Source organism: Halomonas sp. 3A7M, assembly GCF_014897875.1.
Lineage (GTDB): Bacteria > Pseudomonadota > Gammaproteobacteria > Pseudomonadales > Halomonadaceae > Vreelandella.
In genome coordinates this window covers 19,618-35,514 of sequence record NZ_JABUZD010000082.1, presented here as the reverse complement: position 1 = coordinate 35,514, position 15,897 = coordinate 19,618, and the positions used below count along the sequence as shown (strand labels likewise).

Sequence of the window (15,897 nt, the reverse complement as noted above, 5' to 3'; positions counted from 1 at the left end):
TTCAGGTTCTGTTGGCTCTTCAGGCTCTGTTGGTACTTCGGGGGCTTCTGGCTCGCTCTCGAGCTGCGTAATATAACGACTCAGTAGCGACTCAACATCATCTACGCTGGAGCCATCGCCGAGTAAAGGAGCTAATACACGTGCTGATTGCTGTTCAATGCTTTCGCTGCTGTTCATAAATGCTGTGACAAGCTCCTCACGAGGCAGCCCATCCGCCAGCAGCGCTGACCAGTACACTAAGCCTTCAGGGTCAGGCTCACGGTTCAAAACACTGTTGTAGAGTTGAGTTAGCCAAGTGGTATCGTTCAAGTTAGAAACGGTGGCTTCGAACTCATTAGACGCTTGAAAACTATTGGAAATCTCTTCTAATGCTAAGCCGTTGCGGTACTCATTGACCCAGTACTTGAGGCCTGAAGGATCGGCCGTACGTAATAGGTGAACACTATAGAGCGTAATAATAGTCTGGATTTGCAGCTGAAATTCATTGCTGGCCACCATTGAGTTAATAGTGGTTGCAACATCGGCAGTCCCGCTATCCAGGGCGGCAGTCCAATAATTAGCGCCAGCCTCATCCGGCTCACGCAACAAAATATCGTGATATAACGTAGAAACAAGCTCAAAATTGGTCATTTAACCAGCCCTTACAGAATGAATAGAAGGGGTGAATTTATTACTGAGTCATAGCAATTAAATTACTTAAATGTTTTATTTTTATGATACTTAGGGGCTAAGCGACTTATAGCAACGTGAAAAAACTTTTTCTTTAAAGCGTCATGTATTTGCAATGGCTAGCTGCGTAATCTCATGGTTGCCTATTTTCTCCATCGATTAAAAAAGGGAAACGCCATGAGTAACTTCCAACTTCAACTCCTGCACGCAGCCGATATGGAGGGGGGAGGGGGAGACCTGCTTAATGCACCCAATTTCATCTCTATCGTGGATCACTTAGAAGACCAATACGCTAACTCGTTGTTTGTTAGCTCGGGAGATTTAGTGTTGCCTGGGCCATACTTGAACGCTGCCGCTGATTCAAGCCTGCAGGCAGCCTTCCAAGCAGCAGTTGAAGAGATTTATGGGTTGGAAGCTGGCTCCATGAGCGGTATTACGGCCGCTTCTGGGCGCGTTGAGACTCTATTGATGGATCTGGTCGACGCGGCGGCCGTGACATTGGGTAACCATGAGTTTGATTTGGGTACCGGGCTGATCGAAGCAATGATTGCGTCGGTCGTGAACGGCGGTACTACGGCAGACGTTGAGTGGCTAGGTTCGCAGTTTCCTTATTTGTCCGCCAACCTGGATTTCTCAGGCGATTCCGCTCTAAGCGGCTTAGCGACCGAAGAAATATTAAGCCAAGACGCCTTCCAAGCCACCTTGGAGGAACTGTTGGCAGGCGCTAATAAGCCTAAGCTAGCTCCGGCGGTCATTGCTGAGCGTGGCGGAGAGAAAATCGGCATTATTGGCGTGACTACCCAAATTCTGGAGAGCATCTCTTCACCTGGCGATGTCAATGTGCTGACCGGTGGCAGCAATGACATGCAAGCCCTGGCCGAGCTTATTCAGCCCGTCATTGATGACCTTGAGGCGCAGGGCATCAATAAAATCATCCTCAGCTCGCACCTTCAGCAAATTCAGTTTGAAGAAGAGTTGGCGACACTGCTGGACGGCGTCGATATCGTCATTGCCGGTGGTTCTAATAGTCTTCTGGCAGATCAAGAAGACCAGGATCGTGGCTTATTCCCAGGGGCAGGCGAGCCCTATGACACTTACCCCATCGTTACTCAAGATGCTGCAGGTAACGATGTAGTCGTCGTTAATACCGACGGGGGCTGGCGCTATGTTGCCGAACTGGTGGTAGAGTTTGACGAACAGGGACGTGTGATTGCTGACGCCATCGATGAAAACTCTTCTGGTATTTACGCCTCTACCGATGAGCAGGTAGAAGCGCTGTGGGGAGACCTGGTAAGCGCCTTCGCCGAAGGCACTAAAGGTAATATTGCTAATGATTTAGTCGGCTCGGTGGGTGAGTTTGTTGCTGAGCAAGACGGCAATATCCTTGGTTTGACCGATGTATACCTGGTCGGTGAGCGGGCAGCGGTGCGCACCGAAGAAACCAATTTGGGTAACCTAACCGCGGATGCCAACCTCTGGTATGCCAAGCAGCTTGACGAAGATGTCGTAGTATCGTTCAAAAACGGCGGTGGTATCCGTGAACCGATTGGTAATGTCGTCGTAGAAGGAAGCGACAGTGAGCCAAGCTACCAAGCCCCAGGTGCCAATTCCGCCATTGGTAAACCAGAGGGCGGCGTATCTCAGCTGGATGCAGCGTCATCACTTCGGTTCAACAACGACCTAGCCATAATCACTATCACACGCAGCAAACTGCTGGAGGTTCTGGAGCATGCGGTTGCTGCATCGGCACCGGGGGTCACCGCAGGTCAGTTTGCCCAGGTGGGCGGTATTCAGTACAGCTATGATCTTAGCCAGCCCGCTGGCGAGCGCATCCAAAATGCGGTCATTGTTAATGACGATGGCAGTACCAACGATGTACTCGCCGCCAGTGGCCGCCTGGTAGGTAGTGCTGAAGAGGCTGTCAAAGTCGTCACGCTAGGCTTTTTGGCCGATGGCGGCGACGGCTATCCACTAGGTGAAGACAGCTACCAAGACCGGGTAGATCTTATGAGTGCCTTCGAGGATGACGGCCTCTTTGACTTCGCCGAAAAAGGCACAGAGCAGGATGCCTTCGCTGAATACATGGCCAGCATGTTCAGCGAAACGCCGTTTAGTGAACAAGAAACTCCTGCTAGCGAAGATCTACGAATCCAAAACCTTGGTGAGCGCAGCGATGCTGTCTTTGATGCCCCTGTCGATCCGCTGCTACGCCTTTACGATGCCGCTTTTGACCGCACAGCGGATGGCAAAGGGTTAGGCTATTGGCTTGACGTGAGTGAGTCGGCCAATCTGAATGATATTGCTGATAGCTTTGTGGGATCAGAGGAGTTTGCAAGGCAATACGGTAGTATAGAAAACGATGCCTATATTGAACTAATGTATGAAAATGTACTCGAAAGGGCTTCAGATGCGGCAGGTCAAGCATATTGGCTTGATAAGCTAGATAATGGAGCTGAGCGTGGTGCTGTTATGGTTGGTTTCACAGAGTCAGCAGAGAGCGTGATGCTGTTTGGCTAGTGAAGAAACCTAATTCTATTGGGTAAGCACGTTATTTATCTCACTCAACACCCAGTGCTTCCAGCGCCCCTACCCTAGGCAGGGGCGTTTCTGTTATGATGCCGCGATAATCCTCGCGTGACTTCTTTGATTCAACGGTGACCCTTCCATGGCAAAGCAACAGGAAGCAACGGATCTGCAGCGTGCATTAAGCGCCTGTAAGGGTTCGTTTGTATCGGTGGGCTTTTTTAGCATGTTCGTCAATTTGCTCATGCTAGTTCCCCCCATGTACATGCTCCAGGTGTATGACCGCGTGCTTACCACGCAAAGTCTCGATACGCTCATCATGCTGACGCTTGTCGTCGTCTTTCTTTTTATGGTGATGGGTGGGCTTGAGCTAGTTCGGTCAAGAATGCTGGTTAGGATAGGGAACCGATTAGATACTACGATTAATCAGCGCCTCTATGGTGCCATGTTTCGCCGTAGTTTAGTTGCACCAGGGGCTCAAAGTGCTCAGCCGCTAAATGACTTGACCAGCTTACGACAGTTTCTAACTGGGAATGGATTGTTTGCCTTTTTTGACGCCCCTTGGGTGCCCGTTTATTTAGGTATTCTGTTTATTTTTCACCCTTGGTTAGGGGTGTTTGCTACCTGTGCGGGCATTATTCTATTTGCGCTTGCGGTTGCTAATGAAAAATCTACTAAGACCTTACTTGCCGAAGCCAATAGCGAGCAAATTCAAGCACAAAACCTAGCCAACTCTAACCTGAGAAATGCTGAAGTACTGCATGCTATGGGCATGCTGCCCGGCATTATGGGACGCTGGTCAAAGCGCCACCATGAATTCCTTGCTAAACAGTCACAAGCGAGTGACCGTGCAGGCGCTTTGACCAATACGTCTAAAGTAATGCGTTTGCTCTTTCAGTCATTAATTCTTGGTCTAGGTGCGCTTTTAGTGCTCCAAGGGGAGATGACTCCCGGCATGATGATTGCCGGGTCTATTCTAATGGGACGTGCGCTGGCACCTATTGATCAAATGATCGGTGGCTGGAAAGGCTTTGTAGCCGCGCGTGGCTCGTACAGCCGATTAAACGAGCTACTGACGCAGATACCTGACGAGCAGCGTCATATGTCTCTGCCAGCGCCGAAAGGCATTATCGATGTGGAGAACGTAGCGGCTGCTCCTCCCGGTGCACGTATGGCTACCATCCGGGGTATTAACTTTAGCGTCGCTAAAGGCGAGCATGTTGGCATTATTGGCCCAAGTGCGGCAGGTAAATCAACGCTTGCCCGCGTACTGTTGGGGATATGGCCAACGCAGATTGGAGACGTACGACTTGATGGTGGTGCGATTAGCCAATACAACCGTGACGAACTGGGCCCCCACATTGGTTATTTGCCACAAGATATCGAACTCTTTGATGGCACCATCAGTGAAAATATTGCCCGTTTTGGGGAGATTAATGCTGAAAAAGTGGTTGCTGCGGCCCAAAAAGCGGGTGTTCATGAAATGGTGTTAGAGCTTTCTAATGGCTACGACACCGTTATTGGCTCTAACAGTGGAGCGCTATCCGGAGGTCAGCGCCAGCGTCTCGGGTTGGCCCGTGCCTTGTATGGTAATCCCGTACTCGTGGTGCTAGACGAACCTAATGCCAACTTAGACGATGCTGGTGAACGAGCGTTAGGCCAATCAATCGCTCAATTAAAAGCAGAAGGCACAACGCTGTTTGTGATAAGTCATCGAACCAGCGTGTTGAAAAACATGGATAAACTATTGGTAATGAAGGAAGGCCAAGTAAGCATGTTTGGACCTAGAGACCAAGTGCTTGCCCAGTTTGCTAAAAAATCGCGCCCCCAGGTTAGCCAACAAAACGCCACTCGCCTTTCTGCTATTGCAGGCGGTCGTGGAAATGGCAGCGAGGAGACGACATGAGCCAGCAGAAAGGCAAGGTTCCAGCCAATAGGGAAATTGATGTAACGCCCCAAGGTCCGGTTACTCTAGATGGCGAGGCCCAAGAGGCATTGCCAACGAGTGATAAAGGTTATCGAAAACTCGGTTACGCAATTTTAAGCATAGCGCTTGGCGGCTTCGTATTGTGGTCTGTGACAGCATCGCTGGCAGTCGCCGTGGTCGCCCCTGGTAATGTTTCCATGGAATCGTTTAAGCGCACCGTTCAACACCTTGAAGGCGGTATTGTACGAGAATTATTGGTGCAAGATGGAGACAAGGTAGAGGCGGGGCAGCCACTGGTTATCTTGAGCGACACCCAAGTACGCTCTCAGTTAGAAATTGCCCAGTCACAATACTATATAAACCGTGCCATGGAGGTGCGCTTGCTGGCCGAGCAGCAGGGCGCCGAAACGCTCGAAATGCCTGAAGAGCTTCAGTCGGTCAACGATGACCGAGCTAAACAGGTAACGGCTGTTCAGCAAAGTCTGTTCCATGCCCGCCGTCAATCGTTACAAGGCACTCTGGATGCCATGGATCAGCAGATTATCCAGATGCAAGAGCAGATCGATGGTCTAGAATCACGGATCAGTGTCAATAACCAGCGTATTAATTCGCTGCGCTCTGAAGCGGAAGACTTCCGCTCGCTATATCGTGAAGGGCTAGGCGACAATCAGCGCCTGCGTGAGCTTGAACGGCAAATACTGCAATACCAGGGTGATAATGCCGAGTTTCAATCGAACATTGCCCAGCTCCGGTCGCAAATTAGCGAAAACCGCATGCAAAAAGAGACAACGCTGCAAGAGTTTCAAGCTGAAGTAGGTGAGCAGTTGCGCGATGCCCAAGCACAAATCGCAGAGGCAGAAGAGCGTATAACCTCGCTGACCGACCAGGTGAACCGAACCGTTATTGCGGCTCCCGTATCAGGTACTGTTGTTGGTCGCCAAGTGCATACAGTAGGCGCAGTTGTTCGCCCTGGTGACCCCATTATGGAAGTCGTGCCTTCGAACGACGGTTTCGTGGTAGAAGCTCGTGTGCCCACAAGGGATATAGATAGTCTTTTTATAGGGCAGCTTGCTGAAATTCGTTTCTCCGCTTTCAATCAACGGTTAACCAATATTATTGATGGCGAAATCATTCATATCAGCGCGGACAGCTTTGAAGACGAGGCCACCGGTCAGCGTTATTACAAAACGCGCATTCGGGTAAGCGACGAAGGCAAAAAAGACATGACAGAGCAAATGCACCTGCTTTCAGGTATGCCAGCGGAAGTCATGATTCGAACCGGTGAGCGCACTTTTGCCAGTTACATTGCCAAGCCTGTTACCGACATGTTAGCTCGCGCTATCCGGGAGGATTAATGACACGGACGCCACGTTTTGCCCTCAGTGCGCTCGCAATTGCTGTCACACTGATAAGTCAGTCGGCACTGGCACAGAATGATGTGCCTGCTGGTCAGCAAGCCCTTACTGAATTAGAGGCGCTTGCTAATAGTGAGTCGACGTCTCAAACGTTGCCCTCGTTGCCTGATCTGTTTTCCAGGGCTTTACGCCATGACGCGGATCTCTCGCGCCAGCGGTATGAGCTTGATGCCACCCGTGAAGAAGTCCCCATGGCGCGTTCGCAGCTATTGCCGCAGGTTAGCGCATCGGGCGGGTACTTGTGGCAGGATTCAACAAATACTCAAACGGTTGATGAAATAGACCAGTTCGGAAATACAGCACGCCCTGCTGAAATTGATGAAACCTACTATCAAATTCAGCTACAGCAACCGCTTTTTAGCTTGGAGCGCTGGCGAAAGATGGATGTTGCCAACGCCCAAGTAAGCTCTGCTGAACTTCAATTGGCTGTGGTTGAACAAGAGCTAGCATTACAAGTTAGTGAGGCCTATATAAAAGCTTATTTAGCGTCGCAGCGATTAGGTTTGTTAGAGTCTCAGCAAGACTCCCTTGAACTGCAGGTACGCCAAGCAAGTCGGGCGTTTGATTTAGGCATTGGTAATCGTGTTGACCTACTCGAAGCTCAATCGAGATACGATCAAGCAGTATCTGATGCCGTTGAGGCTGAAAATGAGTTGGACAACGCGCTTAGCGAACTGGAACGCCTAACTGGTGTAATGCCAAGGTTTCAAAGCTCGGCTCCTGGTGAGCTGACCAATGTTACCCTTAACGGTGATATTGGTGATGCTGACGAATGGATTTCACGCACCGATCAAAACCTAAACGTCCTGTTGGCTAAACAAGAGCAGCAAATCACGCAAGCGGATGCAGGCGTCAGACGTTCTGGTTACTACCCTGAGCTAAACTTAAATCTTAGTTATTCAGATCGTGTTAGCGACGACTCTGTACGGGAGAGTGAAGACTACCGGGCAACAGTTGAGGTTAGCGTGCCCATATATCGGGGCGGCTATACCAATGCTAGCGTCCGTCAAGGTGAAAAGCGTATAGAAGCAGGGTTAGCAGCCGTCGATAACGAACGCAACCTCGCCATCCAGGAGGTACGTCAGCGTATCAGAGCACTAAATGGAGGTGAACGCCGTCTTGAGGCGCTAAATCAAGCCATTTCCTCAAGTCAGTTGTTTTTAGAAGCTGCCGAGAAGGGCGAGCAACTGGGGCTGAGAGATCTAGTGGATGTGCTTGACGCAAGAGCAAGCCTCTATGACCAGCGTATTCAGTATGTAGATACCGTCGGTAGCTATGCACTGGATATGCTAGCACTCAACTCTTCAGTGGGTAGTTTAGAGAGCGACGACCTCGACCGCATTATGTCGTTACTGGCCTCGTTGTCCACGTCATCGCAGGTAGCGCGGTAGTCAGCAACTATGGCCGTTATTAAAACAAGCCAGGGTAGTGAATGGTTGCGGCGCGCTATGCGCTGCTTTGACGCGGGTATCGCCACGTTAGTGGCATTGGTTGCCCTTTGGTTAATGTCGGATATCGATTCCGATGGCAATGATTATCTTTTTTTAATACTTATTGGCAGTCTATTACTGCCAGCAGTAGGTGAGCTAATTGGGCTCTACCAACCATGGCGGGGCCGCAGTCTTTACACCATGCTCGGCATTTATCTCGCCACATGGATTGCTACTATAGGCCTGCTCAGCCTATTGCTTGTCGCTATTCAGGGCACACAGAGTTTTTCCCGGTTATGGATGGGCGTTTCCGCACTATCAGTTTTGGCAGTGGGCAGTGTAATGCGTACCTTGTTGTATGGGTATTTAAGACACCTACGTGCAAAAGGGCACAATTTAAAGCGCGTGCTGCTAATCGGTAAAAAAGATAATATCGTGCTATTAGAAAGAAAAATCGTAGAAATGCCCCATGCTGGTTATGTAGTAGTAGGGCATTACGTGGATGAGGGCGATGCAACATTTTTTCACAGAATAGCTGTTTTCGCGAAAGAGAATATATTTCAACGTGGTTTTGACGAAATATGGCTAGGTTATCCTTTGATTCAAGGTAATCGTGTTCGCCACTTAATGCGTTTACTTGCCGGTATTCCATCCAGTATTCGCTTTTTCCCCGACCTACCTGATATACGGTTTCTGAATCATCGTATTGCGCAAGTGGCAGGTCTTTACTCATTAGAGCTCAATTATACGCCTCTCAATGGCCCCATGCGTTTAATTAAAGCTTTGGAAGATCGTGTGCTGGGCCTAGTGCTTTTTGTAATCTTTCTTCCTGTAATGTTAGTTGTGGCTGTCGCGGTCAAGTGGAGTATGGGTGGCCCAGTGCTTTTTAAACAAGAGCGTCATGGTTTGGATGGTAAGCGTTTCAGAATCTACAAGTTTAGAACAATGCTTTTGCACGATGGTAGCCAAACAAAACAGGCATTATATCGTGATGAGCGGATAACCCCGTTAGGGCGTTTTCTGCGGCGTACTAGCCTGGATGAATTGCCTCAGCTTTATAATGTTCTTCAAGGTCGCATGTCACTGGTGGGCCCCAGGCCCCATGCAATGGACCACAACGATCATTACAAAGATCATATTGATATCTACATGCAAAGGCACCGCGTAAAACCTGGAATGACAGGTTGGGCGCAAGTCAATGGTTTACGAGGAATAACTGACGATGTAAAGCTTATGGAGAAGCGTGTAGAGTACGACCTATATTATATTGAACGATGGTCTTTAGGATTTGACTTGAAAATATTAACGATGACCTTGACTAAAGGTTTTGTTAATGGTCAGCCTTAAAAAAGTACGCTTATGGCTAGTAATGAGTGCTCTGCTTAAAAAATTGAAGCGGATTAGTGTTTAACGGTATGTGCGAAAATACTAAATGAAGTTTTTTAAGTTTGGATGCTGATAGCTACTAAGTTACTTGTCTCAAGGAGAATTTATGATTTTACCCGTAATTTTATCAGGGGGGGCAGGTTCGCGCCTATGGCCAGTATCTCGTGAGCATTACCCTAAGCAGTTTCTGAACCTACATAAAGATGATGTTAGTTTGCTGCAAGAAGCGGCACTTCGTCTGAAAGGTGTCGCCAATGCAGGCGACCCCATTATTGTATGTAACGAAGAACACCGCTTTTTAGTTGCCGAACAAATGCAGCAGGTCGGCTTTAAAGGCAGCCAAATTATACTAGAGCCTTGTGGTCGGAACACAGCGCCTGCTTTAGCAATTGCCGCGTTGGCCGCAATTGAAGTAAATGTAGAAGCCGAATTGTTGGTAATGCCAGCTGATCACGTGATCAAAGATGTAACAGCATTCTCTGATGCAGTAGAAAAGGGCCATACACTGAGCCAGCAAGGTAAGCTCGTGACGTTTGGTATTACGCCAGCTTCGCCGCATACAGGTTATGGCTACATAAAGCGTGGTTCAGCACTGAGTGAAGGATTTGTCGTTGAAGCGTTTGTCGAAAAGCCGGATTTAGCCGCGGCTGAAAGCTACTTAAAAACCGGTGAGTACCTCTGGAATAGTGGAATATTTCTATTTAAAGCTAGCAGCTACTTAGAAGCATTAAAGCAGTATGCGCCTGATATCTTAACCTCTTGCCAAGCCGCCTACCAAGCGCGTACAGAAGATATGGACTTTTTGCGCATTGAAGAGGCAGCGTTTGCCCAATGCAGAAATGAGTCCATAGATTATGCGGTGATGGAGCACACCAAACAGGCGGCCGTTGTGCCTATGTCTCCTGGCTGGAGTGACATAGGCGCTTGGGACGCGCTGCATGAACTGCGTTCTATCGAGGACAAACAGAGCGGCAACGTCGTGCATGGCGATGTAATGCTTCATGAAACCCAGAACAGCTTAGTTTATAGCGATTCACGTTTAGTGGCAGCTGTTGGCGTTAAAGATCTGATCATTGTCGAAACCGACGATGCAGTGTTAGTAGCTGACCGGCATCAGGCTCAGGACACCAAGCTAATAGTCAACGCCCTTAAAGCGGCGGGTCGCAAAGAGTTTCAGTCGCATCAACAGGTTTATCGACCCTGGGGGCATTACCGTACTATGGTATTAACGGATAGCTTTCAGGTGAAAGAAATAGTCGTTAATCCAGGCGGCAAACTTTCTTTGCAAATGCATCACCATCGCGCTGAGCACTGGGTGGTTGTGCAAGGCACCGCGCAGGTTACTCAAGGGGAAGGCCATGGCGATATATCGAAGTTGCGTAGTTTTCTGCTGTCGGAAGATGAATCAACGTACATACCGTTAGGTACCGTACACCGCCTTGAAAATCCAGGTGTGATACCTCTCAAGCTAATTGAGGTTCAGACCGGCTCCTACCTTGGGGAGGACGACATCGTCCGCTATAACGATAAGTACGGACGGGAGTAAGCGTGGGCAAAAATAGGAGCACAATGCTGTAATGAAAGTCGCCATTGTCCATGACTGGTTGACCACCTGGGCTGGTGCCGAAAAAGCGCTGGCCGAGTTGCTCAACTGTTTCCCTCAAGCTGAGATATTTACTACCGTCAATTTTCTTGAGCAGGGCGCTAATCCCGCTCTTGAGCGTCATGTTATCCACACCAGTTTTATTCAGCGATTACCCTTTGCCAAAAAGCGCTACAGGCAATATTTGCCACTCATGCCGTTAGCGGTAGAGCAGTTCGACCTCAAAGGGTTCGACCTGATTTTATCCAGCAGCCATGCGGTGGCAAAGGGGGTTATTTCTGACCCCAATGCCGTTCATATCTGTTACTGCTACAGCCCCATGCGTTACGCCTGGGACATGCAGCACCAATACTTACGTCAGTCAGGAAAAGAGAAAGGTGTTATGAGCTGGCTGATGCGCTGGCAACTGCATCGACTTCGCCAATGGGATTATATAAGCGCCCAGCGCGTTGATCACTTTGTCGCCATTTCGAATTATATAAAGCGGCGCATTGAAACCTGCTATCGCCGCGAAGCTGAAGTGATTTATCCACCGGTAGATGTGGATAAGTTTTGCTATGACCGTCCCAGAGAAAGTTTTTACCTAACCGCCTCGCGAATGGTGCCCTATAAGCGTATCGACTTGGTCATAGAAGCTTTCAATAAAACCCCAGAAAGGCAGCTCATTGTCATCGGCGATGGGCCGGATTATGCCAAGCTTGCATCACTAGCAGGCCCGAATGTAACGCTTATGGGTTACCAACCTGACAACGTTTTAGTCGACCATCTAGAGCGCACCCAAGCGTTTATATTCATGGCAGAAGAAGATTTTGGTATTTTGCCGGTAGAGGCTCAGGCCGCAGGTGCTCCTGTCATTGGCTATGGTGTCGGTGGTTTAACTGAAACAACGCTGGATAACGTCTCAGGCCTATGGGTTGAAGAACAGAGTAGTCAGGCACTGATGGAGAGAATCCAACAATTTGAAGCATGTAAGCGCGAAGATGAAGCAGCGTTTTCGCCTAAAGTGTGCAGGAAAAATGCAGAGCGGTTTGCCACTGCTAATTTCACTCAAGCAGTCAAGTCACTGGTAAATAGACACCTTGCCCGCTAGCTGGTTTCCGTTAAAGCTTGATAAAACTGCTGACAATTCATCATCGGCTGATTGCCTAGCCAGCCGATGATCTGTTGCGTATAGTCTTGCCGCGCCTCATCGACTAAGTGGAAATTAGTATCAAAAAAATCGTTGGCAGCACGCATTGCTTCCCTTGGCCTACCTAACCAAAAGAGCCCCTGAGAAGTAGCCCTATGGGGCAACGTTTCATAAAAGTGCGCCTCGGTTAGAGAATCAACATAGCTACGCTGAAACAGCAGTGGTGGCGGCATAAACACTGGGCATGCCCCTTGTGTGAGTAGCTCATCACGGAATTGACGCAGCCGCCCCCAATCGAAACTCCCTTCACGTAACGCTTTACCATACGTTTCATCGGGTAAAGCGTTCAAAAAGTTCCAATGTCGCTCTTCGCGTAACGCTCGCTCCGTCAGTATTTGATCGCCATGTTTATCCAGACGTTGAGCGCCATAATCACCGCTTACCGTAAACCCTTCAGGAAGCCCACGATAACCCTCTAAAATTCGCGTATAGGAAGTTTTGGCAAACACCTCAATAGCGCGCTTTAAAGGGAGTTGAAAAAAAGTATCAGGGTGGCTATTGGCCCAATGTATTAGCGAGCTTGAAACCGCTTCCTCCCGGTTATAAAGAGGGTATTCAAGTGGTAAAAGCACCAGATCCCCAGGCCGCACAATATTTTTAGCGGTGCTCAAGATAACCGGCAAAGAAATACCAGCATTCACACCAAGATTAACCGCAGGGCGGTTATAAGTTTCTTCGAGGAGGGCGCTGTTAATACCAAACATCGCTCCCGAACCGGCAAGCACGATTATTTTAGGAGAAGGTAACGTGCCAGCGATTGTCTGTTTATAGCTGATTGCCCCATTAATCCACTCATTGTTAGGGTGTGGCCGTCCTAATTGCCCGGCCCAAAAAATGACCCATAGCGCGAGTACAGCAAAACCGCCAGCGGCCACTCCTTTCAGAAAACGTACCATTTAGTATCCCTTCAGAATGGCGTGCAGCTAAAAATTGAAGTAAAGAAAAGCTTGGCTAGGCAAGTCTATCATTGCTTTGAACACCACTAACAGCAGCCCGCCAACTAAGGCACCCTGCCAAAAATAGTGATGTGGCTGAGTTAATCGCTTTGCCCAGGTCATGCTGTTCGGCATGATTAGCACGATGAGCGTAGCCACGAGTATTAGTAGCTCAGGCGAGCGCAGGGACATAACGCCTTGGTTTAAGGCGTTAGCGAGATCGCCAAGTGCCCCCCATTGCCAAACGGCAAGGCCTGAATACAAAGACCAGGTATGCTCAAGGCCGGTTGCCCGAAACGGCACCCAAGCCAACATAACGGCCACAAAGGTAAAAGCCCAACTCGCCGCGAAGGGGAATCGAAAAACGCTGAGCCGCCGCCATACCACCATCATCGTCAATAACGCCCCGTGCAAGCCGCCCCAGACTAAAAATTGCCAGCCCGCGCCATGCCAAAGCCCGCCTAGTAGCATCGTCACCATTAACGCCAATAAATGACGCGGTAAACCATGTCGGCTGCCGCCAAGCGGAATATACAAGTAGTCACGCAAAAATTGGGAAAGCGTTATATGCCAGCGTTGCCAAAAAAGTTGGATATTGGCGGCACGATAGGGTGAAGCGAAGTTATTAGGTAGCGTTATACCAAACAGTAACGCTAGCCCGATAGCCATATCCGCATAGCCTGAGAAATCAAAATAGAGTTGTAAGCCATAAGACCAGCCCGCCATCAGTGTATCGCCCGCAACAATAGAGTCCGCTGGCGCGTTATAAAGGCGATCCACATAGGGCGCAAGATTATCAGCAATCAATAATTTCTTAGCTAGCCCTAGCGCTAACAGCAGTAAGCCACAACGAACGGCCGAAGCGCTTGGTCGCTGTAAAATTGCCAGCTGTGGTGCTAAGTCACGGTAATGAACAATAGGGCCTGCAATCAACTGCGGAAAAAAGCTAACAAACACGCCGTAAAGTGACAGCGGTCCCCGTTGAACAGCGCCTTGGCGCACATCCACTAAAAAAGCAATCTGCTGAAAGGTAAAAAAAGAAATGCCCAGAGGCAGTACCAATGGGCTAAAAGATTGAGGCGGAAGGTCGGCTAATGAAAGAAAAAAGATGGAATACTTAAACCAGCCCAGTAAGCCAAGATTAAAACCAACGCCAAGCCATAACCAAGCACGGCTTGGTCTAGCTACATAGCCAGCCAGCCAATAGTTAACGGCAATACTGCCCAGTAAAAGTGGCAGTAGCGTGATATCCCATACGCTGTAAAAGACAAAGGATGCCAGTCCCAACCAGCCAAGTAGTAAATGCTGCTTGCCAGAAAATGACAATAGCCAAAAAATTAGCCAAACAGTAGGTAAAAAAATAAATAGAAACTCAGGCGTGCTAAAGATCATGCAAAAAGACGCTCATTCAACTGCGGATTAAATGCGCAGGAGCATACCACAGCTCATGGGCTTCAAGCGCTGCCGATAGGGCGGTGTCAGGGCAATCGCACATGAAGAAAGCCTCTCATTCCAAGCCCAGTAAGTGAGCGCGATATTCATCTGAGGTGGCCGCAAGGATTCGCTTGGTCTTGAAGCTCCCCTTGCGAGGCTTGGGGTCCAGGCGAATCAGGTTGAGCGTCAACCGCTTGAGAATGGCCAGGTTATGCCCAGCGTGCGCCGTTCGTGCCCGCATCTGGTCATCGGCAAAGGTCACGTCCAGGCACCAGTGCACCTGATTCTCGATGCGCCAGTGCTGTCGAACCGCCTTGGCCAACTGGTCGGCATTCGGCACCAGACTGCTGAGGTAGTAACGGCGCTCATGTTCCGTCTTGCCTTGGCTTTCGCGTGTTGACTCGATGACGGCGAAGCAGCGCAGGTCCGGCCAGCGAGTCGGCTTCGGCAGGCAGTCCAGTGCATCGAACACGTAGCAGCGTCGTGTCTCCAGGCGGCCATGCGCCTTGCTGACCTCCTTCTTGACCTGATGCGGTGTCTGCGCTGCCGGCGCGGCGCAAAACTGGTCAAAGAAATCGTCGATCGCCTCCTTGAGCTGGGGTTGGTTCTCCTTGACGGCCAGTACATAGTCGGCCCGACGGTCGCGGATCGCCTGGGCAATCGAAGGCTGGGTGCCCATGGCGTCAATGGTGACAATGCAACCTTCCAGCGCCAGGGTGGCCAGCAGGTCCGGAATGGCGGTCTTTTCGTTCGATTTGGTGGCGGTCGCCTGTTGGCCGAGAATGACGTGCGCATCAGCGGCAAAAGCGCTGACGAGGTGCAAGGGTGCCTCGCAGGCCTTGGCCGACCGTCGGCTGGTCTTGCCATCTAGCGCAACGACCTGTGGCGAGACGCTGGGCAAGACGTCTTCTACCCAGCGGCGGAAAGCAGCTTCAAATTCGTGTGGATCCATCAGGCCGAAGAGCCGGGCGAAGGTATCATGCGACGGGACCCCATTTGGCAAAGCGAGGTACTGGCGGAGCCAGGGGAGCTTCTCCTTGGCCCAGAGTTCGATCTCTTCAAAGGTGTCGGCGCCCACGAGGACCCCGCAGACGGCAACGGTGAGCAAGTCGGGCAAGGGATGCTGCACCTTGCTGGGATGACGCGGATCGGTAACGCTGGCGAAGATATCCAGGATCGGCACAGCAGTCTGGGGCATTGCATCCTCCGATCAAATGCCCCAGCTATATCGAATCATCCTTTATGATTCAATTGCGAACCAATCTCGACGTGCGATTGCCCTGAGGGCGGTGTCATGTACATCATACAACAGCTATTGGTAATGTATGGCTCCCAAAAAGGCCTCATTGGTCAAAACGTATTGACCGACCCGCTGCCACTTCAGTT

11 protein-coding genes are annotated in these 15,897 nt (G+C 49.9%); 7 read left to right on the top strand and 4 right to left on the bottom strand.

Going from position 1 to position 15,897, the window contains the following annotated elements; genetic code table 11:
- Positions 1-630: DUF4214 domain-containing protein (locus tag INT19_RS19435; RefSeq protein WP_226924525.1), on the bottom strand; the 630-nt coding region annotated here is incomplete at its 3' end.
- 216 nt (positions 631-846) lie between these two features.
- Between INT19_RS19435 and INT19_RS07550 the strand changes: the two genes are divergently transcribed.
- The 7 genes from INT19_RS07550 to INT19_RS07520 all read left to right on the top strand — a co-directional run bounded on the left by INT19_RS07550 (position 847) and on the right by INT19_RS07520 (position 12,043).
- Entirely contained in the window at positions 847-3,186 is a 2,340-nt protein-coding gene (locus INT19_RS07550; RefSeq protein WP_193060329.1) for a DUF4214 domain-containing protein, read from the top strand.
- 148 nt (positions 3,187-3,334) lie between these two features.
- A complete protein-coding gene (locus INT19_RS07545; protein ID WP_193060328.1) occupies positions 3,335-5,098 on the top strand; it encodes a type I secretion system permease/ATPase in 1,764 nt (587 codons plus the stop codon).
- On the top strand, positions 5,095-6,474 hold the full coding sequence (locus INT19_RS07540; RefSeq protein ID WP_193060327.1) for an HlyD family type I secretion periplasmic adaptor subunit: 1,380 nt from the start codon (positions 5,095-5,097) through the stop codon (positions 6,472-6,474). The genes INT19_RS07545 and INT19_RS07540 overlap by 4 nt, the downstream gene beginning before the upstream one ends.
- Positions 6,474-7,925 carry a TolC family outer membrane protein gene (locus INT19_RS07535; RefSeq protein WP_193060326.1) on the top strand — a complete coding sequence of 484 codons (1,452 nt, stop codon included), beginning with the start codon at positions 6,474-6,476 and terminating at the stop codon, positions 7,923-7,925. The genes INT19_RS07540 and INT19_RS07535 overlap by 1 nt, the downstream gene beginning before the upstream one ends.
- Positions 7,926-7,934: 9 nt before the next feature.
- Positions 7,935-9,311 (top strand): undecaprenyl-phosphate glucose phosphotransferase, encoded by a 1,377-nt coding sequence (locus INT19_RS07530; protein WP_226912954.1) that lies wholly within the window; start codon positions 7,935-7,937, stop codon positions 9,309-9,311.
- A 145-nt stretch (positions 9,312-9,456) separates the two neighbouring features.
- Positions 9,457-10,896 carry a mannose-1-phosphate guanylyltransferase/mannose-6-phosphate isomerase gene (locus INT19_RS07525; RefSeq protein WP_193060325.1) on the top strand — a complete coding sequence of 480 codons (1,440 nt, stop codon included), beginning with the start codon at positions 9,457-9,459 and terminating at the stop codon, positions 10,894-10,896.
- Between the two features lie 31 nt (positions 10,897-10,927).
- Entirely contained in the window at positions 10,928-12,043 is a 1,116-nt protein-coding gene (locus tag INT19_RS07520) for a glycosyltransferase family 4 protein (protein ID WP_193060324.1), read from the top strand.
- Here INT19_RS07520 and INT19_RS07515 read toward each other — a convergent pair.
- From INT19_RS07515 to INT19_RS07505, 3 genes are all read right to left on the bottom strand, one after another.
- Positions 12,040-13,038: a hypothetical protein gene (locus INT19_RS07515; protein WP_193060323.1), complete on the bottom strand. Its 999-nt coding sequence runs from the start codon at positions 13,036-13,038 to the stop codon at positions 12,040-12,042. The genes INT19_RS07520 and INT19_RS07515 overlap by 4 nt on opposite strands.
- A gap of 27 nt (positions 13,039-13,065) precedes the next feature.
- Positions 13,066-14,469: an MBOAT family O-acyltransferase gene (locus INT19_RS07510; RefSeq protein ID WP_193060322.1), complete on the bottom strand. Its 1,404-nt coding sequence runs from the start codon at positions 14,467-14,469 to the stop codon at positions 13,066-13,068.
- Between the two features lie 115 nt (positions 14,470-14,584).
- Positions 14,585-15,709, bottom strand: coding sequence for an ISAs1 family transposase (locus tag INT19_RS07505; protein WP_193060321.1), 1,125 nt, complete (start codon positions 15,707-15,709; stop codon positions 14,585-14,587).
- Positions 15,710-15,897: the final 188 nt, after the last annotated feature.